Origin of the sequence: Pantoea sp. JV6, from assembly GCF_025910055.1 — a bacterium.
Classification (GTDB): domain Bacteria; phylum Pseudomonadota; class Gammaproteobacteria; order Enterobacterales; family Enterobacteriaceae; genus Pantoea; species Pantoea agglomerans.
This window is the reverse complement of record NZ_JAPCIM010000013.1, coordinates 414,614-439,946: the sequence shown is the minus strand read 5'-3', so window position 1 is coordinate 439,946 and position 25,333 is coordinate 414,614. Positions and strand designations below refer to the sequence as shown.

Sequence of the window (25,333 nt, the reverse complement as noted above, 5' to 3'; positions counted from 1 at the left end):
GTCCGGTGTGAAAGCGGTTCCGCTTTCCCGCGCCGCAGCGTGTGCGACAGGGGAGAGCGGTGCTGCATCTGTCCGGTACAACGATTAATCCGGGCAATGATCAATTAATAATATTCAGTTCAGCCTGATCAGTATCACTGTCAGGAGAGTTTACCCACCGCAGCGGCGATTTCCGGCAATGCCGCACGTGCAAACAGCTCTTCAAAGTCAGGCAGGTGGCCCAGCACTTCCCGGTTACAGGCATCCTGGTACATGATCCAGCCGTAGGTTGCCAGACTGTCCATGGAGCGGATGTTACGTTGCGTCAGCGCCGCTTTGTAATCTGACATGCGTTTGGTTCCAATCAGACTCGCCAGTTCATCATCGCTGTAGCTCTCGATAGCGGAACGGGCATGACGCTGCAGCTTGCTTATCAGCGAAAAGTCTTCCGTCATCAACAGATTACGGACCGCTTTTTCAACTGCCGCATCTTCAACCGGGGTGCCTTTCGGTAATTTGCCCAGCGCCAGCTGCTGGGCAAAACTCAGCACGGTGTAGTTGTTGAGCAGGACAAACATCTCCAGCGTATCGGTCGCGCCATAAGCTGGTACGGCACCGTTGGCGATGGTTTTACCCTGACGCCATGCGGCTTTAAACTTCGCCACCTGATGGCCTGCCAGCGCCGTCGACAGCTCTTCGAGCAGATCTTTGCGGCTCTTGGCTTTCAGAATCTCGCCGCCATCCTGATAGAGCAGCAGCGAGCGCGGCATCACGTAAACAAAGTGGTGACACTCCGTTTCCCAGTTCTCCAGCAGCCAGGCGGCACGCGGTGATTTGGTCGCCTCCAGATGCCAGTTCAGCATGGTCAGCACCGCCTGCTTGTGAACCTGGGCCATCTCATCCTGATCGGCAATCGAGCCGAACTGTACCGAATCACCGGCAGCATGGCTGGCCAGCGATCCATAGGGGTCGTACTGGTAGGCGAAGCCGCCGCTCATGCCGTTGCCAAATCCTTTACCGAAGGTGCCCAGGTTGAGGATGGCACCGTTGGTCATATATTCGCAGCAGAAGTCACCGACGCCTTCAACCACGGCGGTGGCACCGGAGTTACGCACCGCGAAACGGTCACCGGCCTGGCCCTGCACGAACAGACGTCCGCCTGTCGCGCCAAACAGCGCAAAGTTACCAATCAGCACGTTGCCATCGGCATCCTGCGCGCCGCCACCAGGCGACATCACGATCAGTTCGCCGCCACACTGTCCTTTGCCGACACCGTCGTTACAGGTGCCGTAATGGGTCAGCTGCATGCCATCGTTGCAGAAGGCGCCAAACGACTGACCGGCAGAACCGGTGGTGGAAATTTTTACGCTCTCAGGGGCCAGATAGCGGCGACCGCGATCGTCAGTCATTACGGCAGGCATCGCCTGCAGCTGCTCAGAACTCAGCTGATGGTTCAGCATCCGCTCAATATCGATGGCCAGCTGGCCGCCGACACTTTTGTTTCGGTTATTCAGCACGATGTTGTTGCCCAGAGTGACGTCAGGATTTCCCTGATCCACCAGCGACAGCTTCAGTTGCTCAATCCAGACATCATCCAGCTCAAAATCTTTTTCCAGATAAACCGGCTTGTCGATTTTCAGCTCAGGCACCACGGTAAGCATGGCGCGTAAGTCGAGCTTGCCCACTTCCAGCGGGTGATCCATCAGGTGCAACAGGTCAGAGCGACCGCGTGCCTCACGCAGGGAACGCAGGCCCATACGCGCCAGGATTTCACGCACTTCATGCGCCACGTTGAGGAAGTACTGCGCCAGCTGACGCGGATCGCCATCAAACGCTTCGGCATTCGTGGTTAAGCCAGCCGGGCACTTAACGTTACAGTTCTTCGCCATCACGCATTTCAGCATCATCAGCGCCGTCGTACCGAACTCAAAGCTGTCGCCGCCAAGCAGCGCAGATTTCACCACGTCGCTGCCGGTCTGCTGTGCGCCAGAACAGCGCAGCAGCACTTTCTCACGCAGACCGTTGGCGCACAGCGCCTGGTGGACTTCAGCGATGCCGATTTCAGCCACGCGTCCGGTATATTTCAGGCTGGTCACCGACGCAGCGCCGGTACCGCCGGTGTTACCCGCAACGTTAATCACGTCTGCACCGGCTTTGGCCACGCCAACCGCGATGGTGCCGATCCCTTCAGACGAGACCAGCTTGACGATAACGCGCACCCGCGCGGCTTTGCAGTCGTGGATCAACTGCGCCAGATCTTCGATGGAATAGGTGTCGTGATGCGGCGGCGGTGAGACCAGCTCGACGCCAGGCGTACCGCCACGCGCGGCAGCAATCTCGACGGTAACTTTGGCCGCCGGTAACTGACCGCCTTCACCAGGTTTCGCACCCTGACCAATTTTGATCTCCAGCTCTTCCAGCATCGGATCCGCCAGATAGGCAGCCCAGACGCCAAAACGACCCGAAGCCAGCTGTTTGATGCGTGAGGCACGGATGGTGCCGTGACGGGAGTAATGCTCGCCGCCTTCACCGCAGTTACTCATGCCGCCGACCATATTGGTGCCGTGCGCGACCGCTTCATGAGCGGGAGCCACCAGCGCACCGTGGCTCATCGCCCCGGAGGCAAAGGTACGGGTAATTTCACAGGCTGGCTGCACTTCGCTCAGTGGCAGTGAGGGCAGGGTGGTGAAGATACGTGACAGATAATCGGCCGCTTTACCGTAAGCGGTCACTTTCAGACCGCCAGTCACCACTTCGCTGCTTTCGATATCGTCGCCGAAGCGGGATTTCAGGGCGCGAGACAGGTTCTGCAGGCGTTCGCTCTCAGGCTTCAGTCCTTCAATCGCATCGGTCAGACGCAGCATAAAGTGATTCAGGCTGCCATCTACCGCTTCACACTCCATGCCACGAATGGCAAAGCCGTTGTTGGTCAGCGAGTAGCGTCCCAGCTTGCGGCGGAACTCCGCTTCGCTGTCGATGTGGGTCAGGTCAGCCGGGAATGTCAGGATGTCGCGCAGGGCCGCCGGGCGACGTTTACGCTCTTCATACATCAGGCTTGAGAACTGACGGTAATCAGCAGTAATCGCGAAATTATTGATCACCTCATCCGGGATGCGCTCAAAGCTGCTGTCTTTAAAGGTCTCAGGCTTGATGCCAAACGCATTATCCAGTTTAGCCAGCGTCATCAGGCGGATGAAGTTGTCCTCTTCGCGCGCTTTGTCGGCAAAGCGAATCGGTTCTTCGGTCATATCGATAAAGGTCCGCACGGCGATGGTGCCGTAGGAGTGACCTGCGCCTTCTGCACGCTCTTTGAACAGGCCCAGCAACGGAACTTCAGATTCGCCCTGAATCTTCAGTGCGCTCTGGTGCCAGTCAACGGCCATCTGCGCGATCGTCGCGAAGCCTGCGCCGCCCACCGGCGTTTTGATATTCGGGAAATACTTTTTCAGCACCGGATCATCGGTGTTGAGGAAGTTAGGCTCAAAGAACTCGCCGCTGCTGTAGCTCTCAACGGTACAGAGGCCCACTTTGCCCATGGTTTTCATCAGTGCTTTTTCAGCCGCTTTGGCATAGCGCTTAAAGGCTTTGTTACCTTCTTCACCTTCACCAAATTTCTCCTCTGCGCGCATCTGTACGCCCAGCGGATAGATAGCTGACGCCCCAAAGCCAAGCGTGGCGGCAATGTGGTGCGACGAGATGCTCTGGCCGCTTTCAACCACCAGAGAAACATCCAGACGCAACCCTTCCTTTATCAGACGCTGGTTAATGGCGGAAACCACCAGCAGCATCGGGATCGCGGCATGCTTTGAAGAGATATGGCGATCGGTAAGTACGGCGATGCCACCCTGGGTACGGGCAAAATCAACCACCTGTTGCGCCAGGTCATCAATCGCTTTTTCCAGGGCATTCGCGTTCGCGGTGGTGCTCAGCAGATCTTTGCCGATCACCGGCTCATAGAGCATCTCAAAGCGGGCATAAGGTGCGATGGTCTGCTCGCGTAAACGCAGCATATCGAGATGGCTGAGAATCGGGGTCGGCACCACAATCTGACGGCCTTTGCTGCGGCCCAGATGGGGTTTTGCCCCCAGCGCGACACGCAACGTCATGCCATCCACTTCACGGATAGAATCCAGCGGCGGGTTGGTGACCTGCGCAAAGCGCTGAGAGAAGTAGTGCGCCATGCCGCCTTCATGATCGGATAAGCCGTTGATGGCGTTGCCGTAACCCATCGCGGAGATCTTCTCTGCGCCGGTATTCAGCATCGGGTCCATCATAAACTTGAAGCTTTCCTGGTTGTAGTAGTAGGCAACAAAGCGCTGATACGTTTTCAGATCGCCACGATAACGCAGCGGTGAACCCTGTTGTTCTGCCGGGATCTCGGGCAGATCGTCAAGACCGACGCGCGCTTCACGCAGCAACGCCGAATAATCTTTCTCTGCGGCCAGTTTTTCCAGCGCCTGCAGCGTGGTATAGCTGCGTTTTTCACGGTGATCGAAATAGAGCATACCGCCCGCTTCGATACGCCCACGACGCAACACGCTTTCAGGTGGGAAGGCGATCTGGCCGGCTTCCGACATCGCACCGATATAGTCAGCGGTTTCCACTGAACGCAGGGGACGCAGACCCAGACGATCAAGACGCGCGCCAATTACTTCGCCATTACCAAAGATTAAGGCAGCAGGGCCGTCGTTCTTCTCTTCATACAGCGAGAAGTACTCCAGCATGTCACGCACTTCTGGCGACAGCGCGCTGTCGTTTTCCCAGGCGGGCGGCATCATCGACACCACGGCGGTGATCAGATCGAGGTCATCTTCCATCAGACGGCTGTGGATGCTCTGATCCAGGCGCGAACTGTCGGACTGGCCTTTAGGCCGCACGATGGTCTTGCCACGGGCCAGTGCCAGCGCGGACTCAGCGATGCGGTTTTTACGGTCAGTGTTCAGCTCGCCGTTGTGCGCCATCAGGCGGAACGGCTGCGCCATCGTGGTATGGGGATCGGTGTTAGTGGAGAAGCGGGTGTGGAAAAACAGCCCGCGCACCTGATGATCGGGATCGGTCAGATCTTTGAAGTAAGGGATCACTTCATTGGAATTCAGACGGGCTTTGAACACCTGCGTGCGTGACGACAGCGACAGCGGATAGAGGCCGCCAAATTCGCTTTCGGTAAAGGCACGGGCTTCAATGGTTAACAGGGCGCGGTAGATGCGTTTTTCGAAGTCGTTCTGATCCACCACATCCTGTGGCGCAGTGAAAATCCACTGCAGAATCGGTAACTGGAACTGCGCGGCTGCCGGGCGCGTCACGCTGCTGTCGAGCGGCATGTCACGCTTCATAAGTACCGGCAGACCAAAGCTGCTGAGGGTTTCATCCACCAGACGTTCGGCATTCGCGCGCAGCTCAGCATCTTTCGGCACAAAGAAGTTACCGACACCAAAGCGTCCCGCTTCCAGCGGCTGGCCGGTAATCTTGCGGAAGAACTGCAGCGAAAGATCAACGTTGACCCCCGCGCCGTCGCCAACGCCTTCCGCTGACATGCCGCCGCGGTGAGGCACCGTACACAGGGCGCTGTGCGCCATCTGCAGAATCTCGTGGGTCTGCTCGCCGTCCTTACGCGTAATGAAACCTACACCACAGCTGTCACTGCCTGCTGTCGGATCATACAAGCCATAGGATTGAGGTTTTTTAGTGGACATTGAGGGTCTCCTTAAACTGCTTTGACATTACCTGCACTGTTTCAGGGTCTGAGCGCAACGGGGGCGCTATCATTTTCATCGCTATGCTCTGTCGAGCGCGCGTCATAGCCCTGAGCATTTCTCTCCAGACATCGGTAAAACGTCCTTAATTGAGCTGCTCTCTGATTTCCGGTCTCTTAAAGGAGATGACTTAAACCACGCGGGAGTCTTCTTGTTGCATAGATATGCCGAGACAATGGCCCGTCTGGAAAGCTTTCAGCGGATTTCCAACTTATCGGGAAAGCGTAATCAGGTCAAATAGGGCGGTCAGACGGGATTATCATGCGTTTTATCTGATTAAGTGTATGAATTTAATGATTTTTAAGGTTTAAAATGTATCACTCTGGTGCCTGGCGACAGGCCGATAAATGTGAACTGACTCACTGTAGTGCAGGCGTCAGATCTCTGCACCATGCTGGTGACAGGGTGTTAAGCAGCATTAAATGCTGTTCAGCACCCATGATGCATAGCATGTATCTGTTTTTCTTATGTCCGGCTATTTGAATGAAACCGCGGTTGGTTATAAGAAAAATTAATCAGCATGGGCATGCTTAAAACAGCATTAAAGATGAATGGCTATGCATATGAAAGGGTGTGCCTGTGCAACAGGACGCTGCCAGGATATTGAAAAAAGGCCGTACAGAGAAATCGGTGATTCGCTGGCGGCCTTACAGATTATTCATTTGGCACAGTCAGTCAAGGGTTTTAACCGCTTTGTCCTTAACGTCGCCGATCGGCGAGGCTGCTGCACCATAAAAGCGCATTTGATCCCTTATCTCCACGCGACGTGCTGCGACGGCAGCGGGTTAACTGCGCTATTATGAGGCTGTTTCTCTTCCAGGGAGTTGTTATGAAACAAATTCGTCTGTTGGCGCAGTACTACGTTGATTTAATGGTGAAGCTTGGACTGGTGAGGTTCTCGCTGCTGCTGGCGTCTGCGCTGGTGGTGCTGGCGATGATTGTCCAGATGGCGGTCACGATGGTACTGCGGGGCCATGTCGAGAGTATTGACGTGGTGCGTTCGGTCTTTTTCGGGCTGCTGATCACGCCCTGGGCGGTCTATTTCCTCTCGGTGGTGGTCGATCAGCTGGAGGAGTCACGGCAACGCCTGGCACGGCTGGTGGATAAGCTGGAAGAGATGCGTACCCGCGATCTGGAACTCAATCAGCAGATGAAAGAGACCATTACGCAGCTGAATCAGGAGATCAGCGATCGTAAAAAGGCGGAGCTGGCACGCGAACAGGTGATGGATAAGCTGCGTGAAGAGGTAACGCGTCGTGAGCAGGCACAGATTGAGCTGGAACAGCAATCCTCCTTCCTGCGCTCCTTCCTGGATGCCTCGCCTGACCTGGTGTTCTATCGCAACATCGATAAACAGTTCTCCGGCTGCAACCGTGCAATGGAGCTACTGACCGGCAAAAGCGAAAAGCAGCTGATTGGCCTGACGCCGCGCGATATCTATGATGATGAAGCGGCAACTAAAGTGCTGGAAACGGACGAGAAGGTTTTCCGCCACAACGTCTCGCTGACCTATGAACAGTGGCTGCAATATCCCGACGGACGCAAAGCCTGCTTCGAGATTCGTAAAGTGCCTTACTACGACCGCGTGGGTAAGCGCAGCGGATTGATGGGCTTTGGCCGCGATATAACCGAACGTAAGCGCTATCAGGACGCGTTAGAGAACGCCAGCCGGGAGAAGACCACCTTTATCTCTACGATCAGCCACGAGCTTCGTACGCCGCTTAATGGCATTGTCGGCCTGAGCCGCATCCTGCTGGACACCGACCTTAATCAGGAACAGCTGAAATATCTCAAAACCATCCACGTCTCCGCCATCACGCTGGGCAATATCTTCAATGATGTGATTGAGGTGGACAAAATCGAGCGCCGTAAAGTACAGCTGGATAATCAGCCGCTCGACTTCACCGGTTTCCTGGCCGATTTAGAAAACCTCTCTGGCCTGCTGGCACAGCCGAAAGGGCTGAAGTTTGTGCTCGCGCCGCAACTGCCGCTGCCGCATATGATCTCGACCGATGGAACGCGTCTGCGCCAGATTCTGTGGAACCTGATTGGTAACGCCGTGAAGTTCACCCAGCAGGGCGAGATCGTGGTGCGGGTAACCTATGAGCAGGACGAGACGCTGCGCTTTGAGGTGCAGGACTCCGGCATGGGTATCCGTCAGGAGGAGCAGGACAAGATCTTCGCTATGTATTATCAGGTCAAAGATCAGCATGGCGGTAAACCGGCTACCGGTACCGGCATCGGGCTGGCAGTATCACGCCGCCTGGCGCAGGCGATGGGCGGTGATATCCGGGTGCACAGTGCACCGGGACAGGGTTCCTGCTTCACCGTAGAGATTAAAGCGCCACGCATTGCTGAAGAGGTGGAGGATGAAGGCGTGGACGACAGCCTGCCACTGCCTGCGCTGCACGTGCTGCTGGTTGAAGATATTGAGCTTAATGTGATTGTCGCGCGCTCGGTACTGGAGAAGCTGGGCTGCAGTGTGGAAGTCGCCATGACCGGCAGTGAGGCGCTGGCGATGTTTGACCCGCTGGAGTTTGACCTGGTGCTGCTGGACATTCAGCTGCCCGATATGACCGGGCTGGATGTCTCACGTGCGATTCGCCAGCAGTACCAGGGAACGCATCTGCCCCCGCTGGTTGCTCTTACCGCCAATGTTCTCAAAGACAAAAAAGAGTACTTCGACGCGGGAATGGATGACGTGCTCAGCAAACCGCTGGCAGTGCCGGCACTCACTGCGATGATTAAAAAGTACTGGGATTATCAGGCAGAACCGGAAGAGGAGATCGCTGATGTCAGCGATGACAAAACCCGGATGCTGCTGGATGTCGCGATGCTCGAACAGTATATCGAGCTGGTTGGTCCCAGCCTGATTACCCAAAGCCTGACGATGTTTGAAAAGATGATGCCGGACTACCTTGCGGTGCTGGAGTCGAATCTGATGGCGCGCGATCAGAAAGGCATTGCTGAAGAGGGACACAAAATCAAAGGGGCGGCGGGTTCGGTCGGGCTGCAGCGTTTGCAGATGCTGGCGAAACAGATTCAGAGTCCGGAGTTACCGGCGTGGTGGGACAATGTGGGTGAATGGATTGATGAGCTGAAGCATGAATGGCGACACGATGTGCAGGTATTACGCGACTGGGTGGCAGAGCAGGATAAGTGATACCCCGGAAAAAAATGACCCCAGCCGAGGCCGGGGTGCGCGAAATACTGCGCCAACACCAGGGAAATCATTGCGGCCGCTATGATTTGAATAATTAATGCAGCCGCAGGGTATTGGTTAACACTGTCATCACCTTAGCAAATTCATCTTCTCATGCGACAAGATTCATTAAAATTTGTGATATTGAGCAGCGTTTAAATACAGAAAACATTAATTTGGCAACACAGTCAAGTAAGGAATTAATTTCTGTGCTGTGTTGCTGCTATTTTAATCAGTTTTACGCTTTTTCGTGTAGTTTTAATGCTGCCGGGCAGGGAAACTGAGGCTGAGCAGCACCAAAGTGAGCCGCCGTTAACATTTGCCTTTTGAGTGAGGCTAACGCGCTGATATTGCAAGCGCGCTGCCTGAAATGACACGAATTATCCAAAACGATTTGGAATGATAAAAAAGAATCTAAAAGTTTGTCCTTCTGTCGTTCTGCTATCAGGGTTATTACTGGAAGGAAATAGTGCCATTCTGGCAACCCGTGACGCCATTAAGCGCTGCTTATTTATCCGTTATAACGATAATTCTGATTAACCTTTGGGCGCGGCAGGATTAAGAAAATAATAACAGTTAAGCATAGTAAATGATTCATGCGGGCGCTTATTACTCATTATTAAGTGTTTATCTGGAAAGATGCTAAGCAATGGCAATGAATGGAACCGATTCCTTTTTTGCGGAAGTACTTGAACTATTTCGAACTGTTGCAGCATGTTGATGCAAAATGATTGAATAAAGTCTGGAAACAGCCTGTCAGTTTTCAGCGATAATCGTAAAAAGGCTGCTTTTTTAGCAGTGATTACATGAGTGATTGATTAACGTCTGAAACAAGTGTGGGAAGATTGCATGAACAAGCATAAAGGAAGCGTCGGACAGCGTATCAGACGTATTGTTGGTCGTATCGTACTGGTGTGGCTGGGAATATGGCTGGCGGGCATTTTACTCTTTTCGTTCTTACCCGTGCCGTTCTCAGCGGTGATGGCTGAACGACAGATCGGAGCCTGGTTACGCGGTGATTTTAGTTATGTCGCCCATTCAGACTGGGTCGGCCATGACGAGATTTCGCCCTGGATGGGGCTGGCCGTTATCGCCTCAGAAGATCAAAAGTTTCCCACCCATTGGGGCTTTGATGTGGCAGCGATTGAGTCCGTACTGGATAACAGCGATAGCCGGATGCGTGGGGCGTCCACGCTGTCTCAACAGACGGCGAAGAATCTGTTCCTCTGGGATGGTCGCAGCTGGGTGCGTAAAGGTCTGGAAGCGGGTCTGACGGTAGGAATTGAAACGGTCTGGACGAAGCGGCGTATTTTAACCGTCTATCTCAATATTGCGGAGTTCGGGCCGGGCATCTTTGGCGTTGAGGCGGCTTCTCAGCGCTACTTCCATAAGCCTGCCAGCCGGCTGACCGCAGCAGATGCTGCCTTACTGGCAGCGGTGCTGCCTAATCCGATACGTTTTCGTGCTGCTGCACCCTCAGGCTACGTCAGAGAGCGGCAGCAGTGGATACTGCGTCAGATGCGCCAGCTTGGCGGGGAAGGCTTCCTGCAGCGTAATCAGCTCGACTAAGCATTAATCTTCATCGAAACCCGCTTCAAATAACTCAATGACCGCTGCCAGCGCCGGGATCTCCTCCGGGCCGCTGGCTTCAATCTCAATGTGGCCGCCTTTTGCCGAGTCGAGCATCAGCAGCGCAATCACGCTGCTGGCTTCGGCTTCAGTGCCCGCTTCATTACGCAGTAATACTTCGGCATCAAAGCTCTGCACCAGCTCAAATAACTTCATCGCCGGACGTGCATGCATGCCCAGCTTATTTTTGATTTCTACAGTTTGTCTGACGGTCATGATTTGCGCTTTTCCAGCGTACGATGGCGTGACTGCACATTCTTACCCCGTGAACGGAAGTAATCTGCCAGCTGTTCTGCAATATAGACTGAGCGGTGTTTACCGCCGGTGCAGCCAATCGCCACGGTAAGATAGCTACGGTTATTGGTCTCCAGCATCGGCAGCCAGAGTTCAAGGTAGCTGCGCGTCTGGTAGATAAAATTATGCACTTCAGTGTGGCGATCAAGGAAGGCCGCCACAGGACGATCGAGGCCGGTCATCGGGCGCAGTTTGGGATCCCAGTGGGGGTTGGGCAGAAAGCGCACGTCAAATACATAGTCAGCGTCAATCGGAATGCCATGCTTGAAGCCAAACGACTCAAACACCATGGTCAGCTCACGTTCACGCTTGCCCAGCAGACGGGTACGCAGCATCTCTGCCAGCTCGTGCACCGACATCTCTGAGGTGTCGATGATCAGATCGGCACGTGAACGAAGTGGCTCCAGCAGATCGCTCTCTTCATCAATCGCGCTCTCCAGCGAGAGGTTTTTGCTGGAGAGGGGATGTAGACGGCGCGTATCGCTGTAACGACGAATCAGGGTGTTGCGATCGGCGTCGAGAAACAGCAGCTGAGGGGAAAATGTATCAGGCAGATTATTCAGTGCGGTTTCAAAAATTTCCGGGGATTCGGGCATATTACGCACGTCGATGCTGACCGCCGCCGAAATATTGCGCTCAGCCAGTGAGTTAGCTAACTCAGGCAGCAGCACGACCGGCAGGTTATCAACGCAGTAGAACCCCATATCTTCCAGCGCACGGAGCGCCACTGACTTCCCCGAGCCTGAACGACCGCTAACGATCATCAGCACCATGACCTTCTCTCCCGTTTTAAAACCGGCACCCGGCCGGTAAAGACGCGTTACTGCTCCGACTGGACTTCCGTAATAATGGCATAGAGCTCTTCATCACTCTGCGCTGCGCGCAGACGACGGCAAACCGTTTTATCTGCCAGACGCTTTGCCACCAGTGACAGGGTGTGCAGATGTGTTTTGCACTGGTCAGCCGGGACCAGTAAGGCAAACAACAGATCGACAGGCTGGTTGTCGACGGCATCAAACGCAATCGGCTGTTCGAGGCTGATAAACACCCCAACCGCGCGCAGCGTATCCTCTTCCAGCTTGCCGTGCGGGATGGCTATCCCGTTACCAATACCGGTACTGCCCATGCGTTCGCGGGTCAGGATCGCTTCGAAAAGCGTCTGGTGCGGCAGGTTGAGCTGCTTAGCGGCCAGTTCGCTGATGATTTCCAGCGCACGTTTTTTGCTCTGGCAGTGGACGCCGCTGCGGGTGCAGTCTGGCGAAAGCACTGTGCTCAATTCCAGTGTGAGATCGTTGTTCATTATCGTTTCACTTGCGTGTTCACCAGGCCATTCACCGCCAGCGCGTATTGACGCGTGTGACAAACGGCGCCTGCTCAGATGACAAAACGGGGCGGATTATCCGCCCCATCCTGTCGGCTCTGCGCGCCAGGCGCGCGTCGCTAGCGTGAAGGTTAGTGTTTTTTCAGTTTATCTTTGTGTTTGGTCAGCTGACGGGTGAGCTTATCGATCAGTCCGTCAATGGCCGCATACATATCTTCCGCTTCGGATGTGGCGTGCAGCTCGCCACCATTCACGTGTAGTGTTGCGTCAGCCACCTGCGTGACTTTCTCAACCTTCAGGACAATATAGACCTGATTGATATGTTCAAAATAGTGTTCCAGTTTGGCAAATTTACCGTTGACGAATTCACGCAGAGGTGGAGTGATTTCAACGTGTTGCCCGGTCAGGTTCAGCTGCATAGGTCTTCCTTCTCATTTCTTTCAAACCAGTTGTTTACGCTGGTTCGATGGCGGGATGGATAAAGACTCACGATATTTGGCGACGGTACGCCGTGCCACCATGATCCCCTGATCAGATAACATGGAGGTCAGTTTACTGTCGCTCAAGGGTTTGGCTGGATTTTCCGCCGAAATTAATTTTTTCACCAGGGCACGAATCGCGGTAGAGGAGGCTTCACCGCCACCTTCGGTATTCACGTGACTGGAGAAAAAGTACTTCAGTTCAAAAATGCCACGCGGGCTGTGCAGATACTTCTGCGTGGTAACGCGGGAGATGGTCGATTCGTGCATCTCAACGGCCTGGGCGATATCCGCCAGCACCATCGGGCGCATAAATTCTTCACCCTGCTCGAAAAAGGCCTGCTGCTGCTCAACAATACAGCGCGTCACTTTCAGCAGGGTATCATTGCGGCTTTCCAGGCTCTTAATCAGCCAGCGGGCTTCCTGCAGATTACTGCGAATGAACTGGCTGTCGCTGTCGTTTCGCGTCGCGCCGCTCATTGCCGCATAGTGCTGATTGATCTTCAGGCGTGGCACGCTATCGGCATTGAGTTCAACCGTCCAGCGGCTGCCGATCTTACGCACCAGCACATCGGGAATGACATATTCTGGTTCGCCGGTGTTGATCGACTGACCCGGACGCGGGTCCAGCGACTGAATCAGCAGCATCGCCTCTTTCAGCACCTCTTCTTTGAGGCGTGTGACCCGCATCAGGCTGCGGAAGTCGTGGTTTGCCAGCAGATCGAGATGTTCGCTGACGATCAGGCGCGCTTCTGCCAGCATCGGCGTTTCGGGCGCATATTGTGAAAGCTGCACCAGCAGGCAGTCACGCAGATCGCGCGCGCCAACACCAATCGGGTCAAAGCGCTGGATGCGTTTCAGCACCGCTTCAACTTCATCCGCTTCGAGCTCATCATCGCCAATGCTGTCAAGGATCTCCTCAAGCGAAACGGTGAGATACCCTGTGTCATCAATAGCATCGACAATAGAGGTGGCAATGGCGCGATCGGTATCGCTGAACGGCGTCAGTCCGACCTGCCACATCAGATAATCCTGCAGCGACTGGGTTGTTTCGCCCTGATAAACCGGTAACTCATCATCCTGGTAATCGGTGCCGGTGCCGGAAGGCGTACCCGCGGTGTAGATCTCATCCCAGGTCGCATCCAGCGGCAGTTCATCAGGCATCTCTTTCTGCTCAAGCGCTTCGCGTGTATCCAGCGCCTCGGCCTCTGAAGACTCCCGTGAATCGATCTCTTCATGCAGGTCAGTCTGCTCAAGCAGCGGATTACTTTCCAGCGCAAGCTGAAGCTCCTGCTGGAGTTCAAGCGTAGAGAGTTGCAGCAGGCGAATCGCCTGTTGCAACTGCGGAGTCATTGCCAGCTGTTGGCTGAACCTGAGTTGTAAACCTTGCTTCATAGACAGGATGATCGTTCCCAGGTAAACATCGGTATTAACGACACCTTATCAGAGTCTGAACTCTTCACCCAAATAAACCCGCTTAACCTGCTCATCCGCAAGAATTTCATTCGGTGTGCCGTGTGCGATCAGGTGCCCCTGGCTGACGATATAAGCCCGCTCACAGACTGCTAACGTTTCGCGTACGTTATGGTCGGTAATCAGCACACCGAGGCCGCTGTCACGCAGATGCTCAATGATCTTCTTAATGTCGATAACGGAGATGGGGTCAACACCGGCAAAAGGTTCATCCAGCAGGATAAATTTAGGATTAGCCGCCAGCGCCCGTGCAATCTCAACACGACGTCGCTCACCACCCGAAAGTGCCTGGCCCATGCTGTCGCGCAGGTGCTCAATGTGAAACTCTTCCATCAGCTCACGGGCACGATCCTGGCGTTGCTCTTCGGTCAGATCGTCACGGATCTGCAAGACCGCCATCAGGTTATCGTAGACGCTGAGGCGACGGAAGATCGATGCCTCCTGCGGCAGATAGCCGATGCCACGACGCGCACGGGCATGCAGCGGCAGGATGCTGATATCTTCATCATCAATAATAATGCGGCCAGCGTCACGCGGCACAATGCCCACTACCATGTAAAAGGTGGTGGTTTTACCGGCACCGTTCGGGCCCAGCAGGCCGACAATCTCGCCGGATTTTACCTGCAGGCTGACATCTTCTACCACGCGACGGCCTTTATATGCCTTCGCCAGGTTTTCTGCGATTAATGTGGCCATAGCTATCAGTTACTCTTCTTTCCGCTGTTGGACGAACCTTTGTCCTGAAGTTGCGACGGCACCAGTACAGTCGTGACGCGCTTGTTCTGGCCCTGACTGAAAGCCTGCATTTTCTGCTCTTTCACCAGGTAGGTAATACGATCGCCTTTGATGTTGCTGTCCTGCTGCTCAATGAACGCATTGCCGGTCAGTTCAACGAAATCATTAGCCAGTTCATAGTGCAGTTTTGCGGCATGGCCCTGCACCGGCTTACCGCTGTCCTGCATCTGATAGAAGGTGGCGGGATTACCGTAGGCGTCAACGATGGTTTTCTTGCTGTCGCCGCCCGGACGGGTCACCACGACTTTATCTGCCGTGATTTTAATTGAGCCCTGCGTCACGATGACATTGCCGGTAAAGGTCGCGACATTGCCTTGCAAATCCAGCGCCTGATTCTGCGAGTCAATATTGACGGGCTTGTCCGAGTCACCGGTCAGAGCCAGCACCGGAACGCTGGTTGCCAGCAGCATGCTGGCCAGTAAAAGCTTCAGGCTATTTTTGTTCATTTTGAATTTCATAAGAGGTTTTGACCTTCTCGATTAACTCGGCGTTTTTTGTCCGTAAATTGCCGCGCATTTTCATGCCGGTGGAGTTAAAACTACGGCCATACAATGTCACCTGGTCATCAGAGGTAACATCCTGAGTGACAAGATTAATCTGGGCGTTATCGGTTTTGATCCGCTCAAGCTGAGAATCCTGCGTCAGCGTATTCAGCTCAACATGGCCATACAGGTAAAGCATACGATCTTTGGTGAGCTTTGCTTTATCCGCGCGTAACGTCCAGGTAGGGATTTTGTTCTCATCAAAGGTGGTCATGACCGGATTGTCGAACCAGCTCAGTTCATCATCCGAGAAATAGGTCACTTTGTCAGAGACCAGTTTATATGACAGCGCGCCCTGCGGGTTATAAACCACAGTGTGTGAATCAGCACTGGTGTAGGTCGGTGACTGACTGTCCGTGCCGACTGGCGTGCCATCGTCATCCTGGTTAGTAAGATTCCAGCCGATCAAAACCAGTGCAATCAAGGTCAGAATCAGCGTTATCCAACGCCTGCTTTTACTCATACTGATTGCCCTTTGGCATCCTCAAATTTGTTCTGCGCCATTAAGATCAGGTCACATACTTCGCGAACTGCACCGCGTCCACCGGCAATCCGCGTGACATAATGCGCGCGCGGCAACAGGATCGGATGTGCATCCGCCACCGCCACGCTTAAACCCACTTTCGCCATAACCGGCCAGTCGATCAGATCGTCACCAATGTAGGCGACCTGGTCGTCGGAAAGAGACAGTTTATCCAGAAGTTCACGATAGGCCAAAAGCTTATCCGATTGTCCCTGATAAAGATGACGGATGCCGAGCGTTTTGCAGCGATCTTCCATCAGGCGGGCATTGCGGCCGGTAATAATAGCCACTTCCACATCGGAGGTCAGCAAACAGCGAACGCCGTAACCGTCCCGCACGTTGAATGCCTTCAGCTCTTCGCCATTATTCCCCATGTAGATCACTCCGTCGGACATCACGCCATCGACATCGCAGATCAGCAGACGAATCCTGCTGGCGCGCGCCATAACGTCAGCGCTGACCGGGCCGTAGCAGGTTTCAATCGGGTGGGTTGCCTGTTGCATTTTCTCTTCCTGTTCAGACTACGCCAGCGCGCAGCATGTCATGCATATGTACCACACCGAGCAGATGGTCGTCATCGGCCACCAGAATCGAGGTAATGTTTTTGGTCTGCATCAGGTTCAGGGCTTCCACCGCCAGCATATTAGGCCGGACGCGGATGCCACCTGGCGTCATCACTTCCCCGATGGTGGCGCGCTGGAAATCGATGCCCATATCAAAGATGCGGCGCAGGTCACCATCGGTAAAGATACCTTCAATTTTCATCAGGTCGTCGACGATCACCGTCAGTCCCAGATTTTTGCGGGTAATCTCCAGCAGCGCATCGCGCAGCGAGGCGTCACGTGTGACGTGCGGCAGTTCATCGCCACTGTGCATGATATCAGCCACATGCAGCAGCAGTTTACGGCCCAGCGCACCGCCAGGATGGGACAAAGCAAAGTCTTCGGCGGTGAAGCCGCGCGCTTCCAGCAGCGAAACCGCCAGCGCGTCACCCATCACCAGCGTGGCCGTGGTGCTGGTGGTCGGTGCCAGACCCAGCGGGCAGGCTTCCTGCGGAACATGGACACACAGATGCACATCGGCAACCCGGCCCATCGCACTGTCAGGCCGTCCGGTCATGCAGATCAGCGTAATGTGCTGACGCTTTAAAACCGGAATCAGCGCGAGGATTTCGTTCGACTCACCGCTGTTGGAGATGGCGATGACCACATCATTTTTGCTCACCATGCCCAGATCGCCATGGCTGGCTTCGGCCGGATGAACAAAAAAAGCGGGCGTGCCAGTACTGGCAAAGGTCGCCGCCATTTTTTTGCCGATATGGCCAGACTTGCCCATGCCCATCACCACCACTTTACCCTGACAGGCGTAGATCAGGGCGCAGGCGCGGGCGAAATCGTCGTTAATATATTGATCGAGTTGTTCCAGACCTTCGCGCTCAATGCGCAGTACGGTTTTCCCCGCCTGCTGGAAATCAAATGCTGTTGGTTGCTGATATGACATAGTGAGTCTGTCCTTGTTAGCCGTCCATGAATGCCGGCTGCATCCACAGCAGCGTCACCCAGACGAAGAAACCACAGAGTAAAAATAAGCCTGCCGTTCGGCCAACGCGGCGACGACGTAGCAGGCAGAGCAGGGCAAACAGCACGCTGACTCCCAGCATCACCCAGTAATCACGGGCAAAGGCGTGATAATCGACACTGCCAGGGTGAATCAGCGCCGGCAGACCCAGCACAATGGCAATATTATAAATGTTGGCGCCGATCAGATTGCCGATCGCGATATCATCTTCGCCTTTCAGCGCACCGGCAATAACCGTTGCCAGCTCGGGCAGGCTGGTGCCCACGGCGATCAGCGTCAGGCCCATCACCAGTTCGCTGACGCCAAAATAGTCGGCAAACGCCGTGGCATTGTCGATCACCATTCGTGTCGACATCGGCAGGATAATCAGCGCGACGGCCAGCCAGAGAAAGGCCACCGTATTTCCGCTCTCTTCGCGTGGCAGCTCGGCCAGCTGCTCGCGGGTCAGGGTGTCGTTGTTATCCCGTTCTGCTTTACGCGCAATGCGAATCACCACCATCAGATAAATCGCGGCAATGGCGATCAGGCCTATTCCATCCAGTCGACTAAGCTGATTGTCAAACAGCATGAAACCGCTGAGCAGGGTAACCAGCAACATTAACGGCAGTTCACGGCGTATCAGATTAGAATGGACGCTGAGCGGGTGCATAAGCGCAGCGGCACCCAGGATGAGTAAAATATTGGTAATATTCGAGCCGAGCGCGGTGCCAACAGCAAGATCCATCTGGCCATGCTGCGCGGCGGAAAAGGAGAGGATCATCTCTGGCAGCGAGGTGCCGATGCTGACAACGGTCATGCCAATAATCAGTGGCGGGATGCCAAATGATCGACACAGTATAGAGGCGCTAAACACCAGACGATCGGCACCATATGCCAGTAAAAGCAAACCGATAATCAGCAGTGCAGAAGCTACGAACATGAAAAATCCTTGCGTAAAAACCCAGGCCGGCAATGCCTTTCCCGACCGGTTTAAGGTTCTGTTTGGCGAGACAGGCGCTGATTTTGACCGTCCGGACGGCAAAAGTAAATTTAATGACCATTTTCGCCAAATCTTAGCGGTAAGTTTCTGTAAAGCTATCGTGAATCAGGACCGAACAGGCTACCATCGTACCCCATGTTTACGCCCGATCCTTACAAGAGGTTATAATGATCCAGCAGCAATCGAATCTGGTTGAGGTTCGTGGCGTGAGTTTTTCGCGCGGAGATCGCACCATCTTCGATGACATTTCGCTGACCGTGCCAAAAGGCAAAGTGACGGCGATAATGGGGCCGTCGGGGATAGGAAAAACCACGCTGCTACGCTTGATTGGGGGGCAACTTCAGCCGACCAGCGGTGAAATCTTTTTCCGTGGTGAAAACATTCCGTCATTGTCTCGCACTAAATTGTACGAAGCGCGCAAAAAAATGAGCATGCTGTTCCAGTCTGGCGCGCTGTTTACTGACCTGACGGTCTATGAAAATGTTGCCTGGCCGCTGCGTGAACATACCCGTCTGCCTCCTCCGTTGCTGCACAGCACAGTGCTGATGAAGCTGGAAGCGGTGGGTCTGCGTGGCGCGGCCCAGCTGAAGCCCGCGGAGCTGTCGGGCGGAATGGCGCGTCGTGTGGCACTGGCGCGCGCTATCGCGCTGGAGCCGGAACTGATCATGTTTGATGAGCCTTTCGTCGGTCAGGATCCGATCACGATGGGTGTGCTGGTAAAACTCATTGATGAACTGAACCATGCTCTGGGCCTGACCTGTATTGTGGTCTCGCACGACGTACCGGAAGTACTGAGTATTGCGGACTATGCCTATATCGTGGCCGGACAAAAAATTATCGCACACGGCACCACGCCGGAGTTGCGAGCGAACAATGACCCGCGCGTTCGCCAGTTTATTGATGGCGATGCGGATGGTCCGGTTCCCTTCCGTTTTCCTGCCGGCGACTATCTCGCTGATTTAACCGGCTCAGGGAGTAACTAAACTGATGGTGTTGAAGGCGCTGGCGACATTTGGACGTCAGGGAATTGAAACGTGCGCCAGTTTTGGACGCGCAGGACTCATGCTCTTTCATGCGCTGGTGGGCAAGCCAGCGTTCCGCAGACACACGCCGCTACTGATTAAACAACTTTATAGCGTCGGCGTGCTGTCGCTGCTGATCATCGTGGTTTCCGGTCTGTTTATCGGCATGGTGCTTGGCCTTCAGGGTTATCTGGTCTTAAACACCTATGGCGCGGAAACCAGCCTCGGTATGCTGGTGGCGCTGTCATTGCTGCGCGAACTGGGGCCGGTTGTGACCGCGCTGCTGTTCGCCGGACGGGCAGGGTCTGCGCTGACCGCCGAAATCGGCCTGATGAAGGCCACCGAACAGCTCTCCAGTATGGAGATGATGGCGGTTGACCCGTTGCGCCGGGTGGTCTCGCCGCGCTTCTGGGCCGGTTTTATCAGTATGCCGTTACTGACGCTGATTTTTACCGCGGTAGGGATTGCCGGTGGGGCGCTGGTCGGGGTGAGCTGGAAAGGGATTGATCCCGGTTTCTTCTGGTCGGCGATGCAGAATGCCGTCGATTTTCGTGCCGATGTGGTTAACTGCCTGATTAAAAGTGCGGTATTTGCCATTACCGTGACGTGGATTGCGCTGTTTAACGGCTATGATGCGATTCCAACCTCTGAAGGGATCAGTCGCGCGACGACGCGCACTGTGGTGCACGCGTCACTGGCGGTGCTCGGATTGGATTTTGTGCTGACAGCACTGATGTTTGGGAATTGATGCAATGCAAAGCAAAAAAAGCGAAATCTGGGTTGGCATATTTATGATTATGGCGTTGCTGGCGGCGCTGTTTCTCGCGCTGCGCGTCGCCGATTTAAAGTCAATGGGCACCGAGCCGACGTGGAAGCTCTACGCCACCTTTGACAATATTGGTGGTCTCAAAGCCAGTTCACCGGTCAAGATTGGTGGGGTGGTGATTGGCCGGGTGACCGATATTGAGTTAGAGCCGAAAACGCTGCTGCCGCGTGTCACCATGGACATCAGCGATCAGTATGCGAATAAAATTTCAGACACCAGCTCGCTGGCGGTTCGCACTCAGGGACTGCTGGGTGAGCAATTCCTGGCACTCAACTTAGGATTTGACGATCCTGAACTGGGTTCAGCGATGCTGAAAGATGGCGATACGCTGCGCGATACGAAATCCGCCATGGTGCTCGAAGACCTGATCGGTCAGTTCCTTTATAAGAGCGGCGATAATAAACAAAACAGTGAAAACAAGGATGCGCAGGAAGGCGACAGTGCTGCGCCTGCGGCACCGGCTCAACCTTAAAGAAGAGGGTATACCATGTTTAAACGTTTACTGATGATTGCCATGCTGGTGGTTGCGGTACCGCTGACGGCAACCGCAGCCGATCAGAGCAACCCCTACAAACTGATGAATGAAGCGGCGCAAAAGACGTTCACCCGTCTGAAAAACGAGCAGCCGAAAATCAAGCAGGACCCTAACTACCTGCGTCAGATTGTGCGTCAGGAGCTGCTGCCCTATGTGCAGATCAAATATGCGGGCGCGTTAGTGCTGGGCCGCTACTATCGTGATTCGACGCCCGCTCAGCGTGAAGCCTACTTCAGCGCCTTTGGTGACTATCTGGCGCAGGCTTATGGTCAGGCACTGGCACTGTACAACGGACAGAGCTACCAGATTCAGCCTGAGCAGCCGTTAGGCGATGCCCAGATTGTCGCTATTCGCGTTTCCATTATCGATCCAAATGGCCGTCCACCGGTTCGCCTCGACTTCCAGTGGCGTAAAAACAGCCAGAGCGGTAACTGGCAGGCGTATGACATGATCGCTGAAGGCGTCAGCATGATCACCACCAAACAAAATGAGTGGAGCGATCTGTTACGTACCAAAGGTATCGATGGTCTGACGGCGCAGCTGAAATCTTCTGCGGCACAGCCAATCACGCTGGATAAACAACAATAATGCACGAATCGTTACGCTGGGAGCGGGAAGCCAGCACGCTATTACTGAAAGGCGAACTGGATCGCGACACGCTGATGAGCCTGTGGCAGCAACGTGAAACGCTGATTAAAGATGTCGATACCATCGACGTCGCGGCGCTGGAGCGTGTGGACTCTTCCGGGCTTGCCCTGCTGGTGCATCTGCGGGAAATCGCGCGGGCACAGGGTATTACCCCTCGCTTTACGGGCATCAGCGACAAACTGCATTCGCTGATAACGCTTTACAATCTGCAACAGATTATTGTTTCTGCGGATAAAAGCGCCTGATATCCGGTTGTTATGCTAAGCCCCTGTTTTCAACAGGGGCTTTTGCGTATTTAAGAGTCAGCCGCTTTCCTCTACTATGTCAGCCTTATTATTATTAAGTGAAGTTAAGCCCAATGGAAAACAGTGAAATTCAGGCCGTGCTGATGGCAGCATTGCCTTTAGACGAAGTGCATGTGATGAGCAATGATGGCAGCCATTTTCAGGTGATCGCCGTAGGCGAACTGTTTGGCGAACTGAGCCGCGTGAAAAAGCAGCAGGCTGTCTACGCGCCGCTGATGGAATTTATCGCGGATAACCGCATTCATGCTGTCTCTATCAAAACCTATACTCCCGCTGAATGGGCGCGTGACCGTAAACTCAACGGTTTCTGATCCCCAGCGTGGTGAACTCGTCGCTGGCGAGTCCAATCTTTAGCTAGTTAATTGAGAGCCGTGTTAATGGACAAATTTCGTGTGCAAGGCCCCACCCGCTTAAGTGGTGAAGTAACCATTTCCGGGGCAAAGAACGCCGCGCTTCCTATTCTGTTTGCTGCGCTGCTGGCTGAAGAGCCGGTCGAGATCCAGAATGTGCCAAAGCTGCGCGACATTGATACCACCATGAAGCTGCTGAGCCAGCTGGGTGCGAAGGTGGAACGCAACGGTTCTGTGCATGTCGATGCCAGCGCGGTAGATGTATTTTGTGCGCCTTACGATCTGGTCAAAACCATGCGTGCCTCAATCTGGGCGCTGGGCCCGCTGGTGGCGCGTTTTGGTCAGGGTCAGGTTTCCCTGCCGGGTGGCTGCGCTATCGGCGCGCGTCCGGTTGATCTGCACATCACCGGTCTTGAACAGCTGGGTGCCGAGATCAAGCTGGAAGAGGGCTACGTGAAAGCGTCAGTCAATGGCCGCCTGAAGGGCGCACTGATTGTCATGGACAAAATCAGCGTTGGCGCGACCGTAACCATCATGAGTGCTGCGACGCTGGCGACCGGTACCACCGTGATTGAGAATGCGGCGCGTGAGCCGGAAATTGTCGATACCGCCAACTTCCTTAACACCCTGGGCGCCAGAATCAGTGGTGCAGGCAGCGATAAAATCACCATCGAAGGCGTAGAGCGTCTGGGTGGCGGTGTTTATCGTGTCCTGCCGGATCGTATCGAAACCGGTACCTTCCTGGTGGCTGCGGCCATTTCGGGTGGCAAAGTGATGTGTCACAAAACCCAGCCGGATACGCTGGATGCTGTGCTGGCCAAGCTGCGTGATGCGGGTGCCGATATCGAAACCGGTGAAGACTGGATCAGTCTGGATATGCACGGCAAGCGGCCAAAAGCGGTCAACGTGCGCACTGCACCGCATCCAGGTTTCCCGACCGATATGCAGGCGCAGTTCACACTGCTAAACATGGTTGCGGAAGGCACGGGCGTGATTACCGAAACCATCTTCGAAAACCGTTTCATGCATATCCCGGAACTGATTCGTATGGGCGGACATGCTGAGATTGAGAGCAACACGGCGATCTGTCATGGGGTTGAAACCCTGTCAGGTGCGCAGGTGATGGCGACCGATTTGCGTGCGTCTGCCAGCCTGGTTCTGGCCGGTTGTATTGCGGAAGGAACGACGTTTGTTGATCGCATTTATCACATCGATCGTGGCTATGAGCACATCGAAGATAAGCTGAAAGCCATGGGCGCAAACATCGAGCGCGTCAGCGAAGAGTAATCCCGCAGATGCTCTGAAAGAGCCAGCCCCCTTTGGGGGCTGGTTTTTTTTCGCCTGAGGATCGCCTGAGTTTTCAGGCGGTATCGGAATGATCGACAGGCGCCCGGATACGTTTTCTGCGATCCAGCAGGCAGTGGGTCTCGGGATCGTAATAGCGGCTGGGCCAGATCTCACAAGGATGAACCTTGATCGCGTCAGCGATCAACCATTCGCCCTTGGGCCATGGACGCGTGAGCGCATTAGCCAGCGTTGATGAACTGAGACCTGCTGCGCGTGACAGCGCTGCGAGTGTCATTCCACGCTTATGCAGCGCCGCGATAATGTCAGCCGGGTGCCAGTCTTCCATCCTTTTTTGCATATCCTGTTCTCCTTTTCCCTGTCATTGCGTCGTCCAGCAGGACGTGAGCTTTCCTTTTTACCTTTATCTGGAAAGATTGAGGTTTTTATAGCAAATAGTTCCCATTAGTTTCCAGTAATATTTGGATTCAGCATCTGATCTGTGGGGTGGCATGCAAAAGGAGTGCAACAGCTAAGAGATAACAAAAAGAAGTGAGAGCAGGGACGTAAAAACGGAGCCTGTCAGGCTCCGTGAGGGATCAGAAATCGCGCTGAACTGACATGTGCGCCAGCGACTCCAGCGCACTGCGCCACGGCGATTCGGGCAGAATACGCAAGGCTTCAATGGCTTTATCCGCTTCCTGTTCGGCGCGGCTGCGCGTCCATTCGAGTGAACCACACTGATTCATCGCTTCCAGTACCGGTTCCAGCAGATGGCGGCCATTTCCCTGCTCAATGGCTTCACGGATCATCTTCGCCTGCTCAGGTGAGCCGTGCTGCATAGCATGTAGCAGTGGCAGCGTGGGTTTGCCTTCACTCAGATCATCGCCGGTATTTTTGCCCAGCGTCTCGCCGTCAGCACTGTAATCCAGTAAGTCGTCAATTAACTGGAAAGCGGTGCCCAGATAGCGCCCATAATCCTGTAGCGCTTTTTCCTCTTCAGGTGTGGCTTCAGCCAGTATCGCCGAGGCCTGCGAGGCCGCTTCAAACAGGCGCGCGGTCTTGCTGTAAATCACGCGCATGTAGCTCTCTTCGGTGATGTCGGGATCGTTGACGTTCATCAGCTGCAGGACTTCGCCCTCAGCAATCACGTTTACCGCTTCTGACATCAGCGCCAGGATACGCAGCGAACCCATGCTGGTCATCATCTGGAAGGCGCGGGTGTAAATAAAATCACCGACCAGCACGCTTGCCGCATTGCCAAACGCCGCGTTCGCGGTCGCTTTGCCACGACGCATATCGGATTCATCCACGACATCGTCATGCAGCAGCGTGGCGGTGTGGATAAATTCGATCAGCGCCGCATTGGTCACGTGAAGATCGCCCTTGTAGCCCATGGCACGTGCGGATAGCACGGCAATCATGGGACGGATACGCTTGCCCCCACCACTGATGATGTAGTAGCCCAACTGGTTGATGAGCGAGACATCTGAATTCAGCTGGTCGAGGATGGTCTGGTTAACGGCAGCCATATCCTGTGCGGTTAATTCATTAATCTGTTCTAAGTTCATTCGTCTTTTCAGCTATGACTCGTTATCTCTGCCATGGTAAGTGCTTTTACCCAGCCAGCGTTCAGGTAATCTGTTACTGATTGTACTTGAATTTTCTGCCTGAGAAACGGTTGCATTCAGCCTGTGTTTTTTTTCTGCAAGAGTGTGCAAAGTGCTCTTGTCTTCTTCTGGAGTTTTGCGTAGAATTCGCGCCCTATTGTGAATATTTAGCGCGCCGCCTGATGAACTAAAAGGCAAGCGCAGAA

At 54.4% G+C, this 25,333-nt stretch carries 24 protein-coding genes; 10 read left to right on the top strand and 14 right to left on the bottom strand.

Features of this window, described 5'->3' with window-relative positions:
- Positions 1 to 140: 140 nt before the first annotated feature.
- Positions 141 to 5,672 carry a glutamate synthase-related protein gene (locus OK412_RS16015; RefSeq protein WP_010251932.1) on the bottom strand — a complete coding sequence of 1,844 codons (5,532 nt, stop codon included), beginning with the start codon at positions 5,670 to 5,672 and terminating at the stop codon, positions 141 to 143.
- An 889-nt stretch (positions 5,673 to 6,561) separates the two neighbouring features.
- Between OK412_RS16015 and arcB the strand changes: the two genes are divergently transcribed.
- Both arcB and mtgA read left to right on the top strand, forming a co-directional pair.
- Positions 6,562 to 8,895: an aerobic respiration two-component sensor histidine kinase ArcB gene (gene arcB, locus OK412_RS16010; protein ID WP_010251930.1), complete on the top strand. Its 2,334-nt coding sequence runs from the start codon at positions 6,562 to 6,564 to the stop codon at positions 8,893 to 8,895.
- Between the two features lie 888 nt (positions 8,896 to 9,783).
- Positions 9,784 to 10,503 carry a monofunctional biosynthetic peptidoglycan transglycosylase gene (gene mtgA / locus OK412_RS16005; RefSeq protein ID WP_264353350.1) on the top strand — a complete coding sequence of 240 codons (720 nt, stop codon included), beginning with the start codon at positions 9,784 to 9,786 and terminating at the stop codon, positions 10,501 to 10,503.
- Positions 10,504 to 10,506: 3 nt separating this feature from the next.
- Here mtgA and npr read toward each other — a convergent pair whose 3' ends face one another.
- From npr to OK412_RS15950, 11 genes are all read right to left on the bottom strand, one after another.
- Complete coding sequence (npr, locus tag OK412_RS16000) at positions 10,507 to 10,779, bottom strand: PTS phosphocarrier protein NPr (protein WP_010251923.1); 273 nt, start codon at positions 10,777 to 10,779, stop codon at positions 10,507 to 10,509.
- Entirely contained in the window at positions 10,776 to 11,630 is an 855-nt protein-coding gene (rapZ, locus tag OK412_RS15995; protein ID WP_010251920.1) for an RNase adapter RapZ, read from the bottom strand. The genes npr and rapZ overlap by 4 nt, the downstream gene beginning before the upstream one ends.
- Positions 11,631 to 11,677: 47 nt before the next feature.
- The gene (gene ptsN, locus OK412_RS15990) at positions 11,678 to 12,157 is read right to left on the bottom strand and encodes a PTS IIA-like nitrogen regulatory protein PtsN (protein WP_010251916.1); all 480 of its coding nucleotides are present in this window, start codon (positions 12,155 to 12,157) and stop codon (positions 11,678 to 11,680) included.
- Positions 12,158 to 12,309: 152 nt separating this feature from the next.
- The gene (gene hpf, locus OK412_RS15985; protein WP_010251913.1) at positions 12,310 to 12,597 is read right to left on the bottom strand and encodes a ribosome hibernation promoting factor; all 288 of its coding nucleotides are present in this window, start codon (positions 12,595 to 12,597) and stop codon (positions 12,310 to 12,312) included.
- Between the two features lie 21 nt (positions 12,598 to 12,618).
- A complete protein-coding gene (gene rpoN, locus OK412_RS15980; RefSeq protein ID WP_010251911.1) occupies positions 12,619 to 14,052 on the bottom strand; it encodes an RNA polymerase factor sigma-54 in 1,434 nt (477 codons plus the stop codon).
- Between the two features lie 48 nt (positions 14,053 to 14,100).
- Positions 14,101 to 14,826, bottom strand: a complete 726-nt coding sequence (lptB, locus tag OK412_RS15975) for an LPS export ABC transporter ATP-binding protein (protein WP_003851107.1) — start codon at positions 14,824 to 14,826, stop codon at positions 14,101 to 14,103.
- A gap of 5 nt (positions 14,827 to 14,831) precedes the next feature.
- Complete coding sequence (gene lptA, locus OK412_RS15970; protein WP_264353349.1) at positions 14,832 to 15,383, bottom strand: lipopolysaccharide ABC transporter substrate-binding protein LptA; 552 nt, start codon at positions 15,381 to 15,383, stop codon at positions 14,832 to 14,834.
- Positions 15,358 to 15,930, bottom strand: a complete 573-nt coding sequence (gene lptC / locus OK412_RS15965) for an LPS export ABC transporter periplasmic protein LptC (RefSeq protein ID WP_010251907.1) — start codon at positions 15,928 to 15,930, stop codon at positions 15,358 to 15,360. Before lptC ends, lptA begins: the two co-directional genes overlap by 26 nt.
- Entirely contained in the window at positions 15,927 to 16,493 is a 567-nt protein-coding gene (gene kdsC, locus OK412_RS15960; protein ID WP_010251905.1) for a 3-deoxy-manno-octulosonate-8-phosphatase KdsC, read from the bottom strand. Before kdsC ends, lptC begins: the two co-directional genes overlap by 4 nt.
- A 13-nt stretch (positions 16,494 to 16,506) precedes the next feature.
- Complete coding sequence (kdsD, locus tag OK412_RS15955) at positions 16,507 to 17,490, bottom strand: arabinose-5-phosphate isomerase KdsD (protein ID WP_010251903.1); 984 nt, start codon at positions 17,488 to 17,490, stop codon at positions 16,507 to 16,509.
- A gap of 16 nt (positions 17,491 to 17,506) precedes the next feature.
- Positions 17,507 to 18,487 (bottom strand): calcium/sodium antiporter, encoded by a 981-nt coding sequence (locus OK412_RS15950; protein WP_010251901.1) that lies wholly within the window; start codon positions 18,485 to 18,487, stop codon positions 17,507 to 17,509.
- Between OK412_RS15950 and OK412_RS15945 the strand changes: the two genes are divergently transcribed.
- The 8 genes from OK412_RS15945 to murA all read left to right on the top strand — a co-directional run bounded on the left by OK412_RS15945 (position 18,486) and on the right by murA (position 23,520).
- Positions 18,486 to 18,743: a hypothetical protein gene (locus tag OK412_RS15945; protein WP_124889623.1), complete on the top strand. Its 258-nt coding sequence runs from the start codon at positions 18,486 to 18,488 to the stop codon at positions 18,741 to 18,743. The two genes, OK412_RS15950 and OK412_RS15945, sit on opposite strands and share 2 nt — an antisense overlap.
- Entirely contained in the window at positions 18,715 to 19,530 is an 816-nt protein-coding gene (gene mlaF, locus OK412_RS15940) for a phospholipid ABC transporter ATP-binding protein MlaF (RefSeq protein ID WP_010251897.1), read from the top strand. The genes OK412_RS15945 and mlaF overlap by 29 nt, the downstream gene beginning before the upstream one ends.
- Positions 19,531 to 19,534: 4 nt before the next feature.
- Positions 19,535 to 20,317 (top strand): lipid asymmetry maintenance ABC transporter permease subunit MlaE, encoded by a 783-nt coding sequence (gene mlaE, locus OK412_RS15935; protein ID WP_010251894.1) that lies wholly within the window; start codon positions 19,535 to 19,537, stop codon positions 20,315 to 20,317.
- A gap of 4 nt (positions 20,318 to 20,321) precedes the next feature.
- Complete coding sequence (gene mlaD / locus OK412_RS15930) at positions 20,322 to 20,867, top strand: outer membrane lipid asymmetry maintenance protein MlaD (RefSeq protein ID WP_010251890.1); 546 nt, start codon at positions 20,322 to 20,324, stop codon at positions 20,865 to 20,867.
- Between the two features lie 15 nt (positions 20,868 to 20,882).
- Positions 20,883 to 21,518, top strand: coding sequence for a phospholipid-binding protein MlaC (mlaC, locus tag OK412_RS15925; protein ID WP_010251887.1), 636 nt, complete (start codon positions 20,883 to 20,885; stop codon positions 21,516 to 21,518).
- A complete protein-coding gene (gene mlaB, locus OK412_RS15920) occupies positions 21,518 to 21,823 on the top strand; it encodes a lipid asymmetry maintenance protein MlaB (RefSeq protein WP_010251883.1) in 306 nt (101 codons plus the stop codon). The genes mlaC and mlaB overlap by 1 nt, the downstream gene beginning before the upstream one ends.
- A gap of 113 nt (positions 21,824 to 21,936) precedes the next feature.
- Positions 21,937 to 22,194 carry a BolA family iron metabolism protein IbaG gene (gene ibaG, locus OK412_RS15915; RefSeq protein WP_010251880.1) on the top strand — a complete coding sequence of 86 codons (258 nt, stop codon included), beginning with the start codon at positions 21,937 to 21,939 and terminating at the stop codon, positions 22,192 to 22,194.
- 66 nt (positions 22,195 to 22,260) lie between these two features.
- Positions 22,261 to 23,520: a UDP-N-acetylglucosamine 1-carboxyvinyltransferase gene (murA, locus tag OK412_RS15910; RefSeq protein WP_010251868.1), complete on the top strand. Its 1,260-nt coding sequence runs from the start codon at positions 22,261 to 22,263 to the stop codon at positions 23,518 to 23,520.
- Positions 23,521 to 23,593: 73 nt separating this feature from the next.
- Here the strand turns inward: murA and OK412_RS15905 are convergent, their stop codons facing one another.
- Entirely contained in the window at positions 23,594 to 23,878 is a 285-nt protein-coding gene (locus OK412_RS15905; protein ID WP_022625265.1) for a helix-turn-helix domain-containing protein, read from the bottom strand.
- Positions 23,879 to 24,116: 238 nt separating this feature from the next.
- Entirely contained in the window at positions 24,117 to 25,088 is a 972-nt protein-coding gene (gene ispB / locus OK412_RS15900; RefSeq protein ID WP_008925415.1) for an octaprenyl diphosphate synthase, read from the bottom strand.
- Positions 25,089 to 25,333 lie beyond the last annotated feature (245 nt).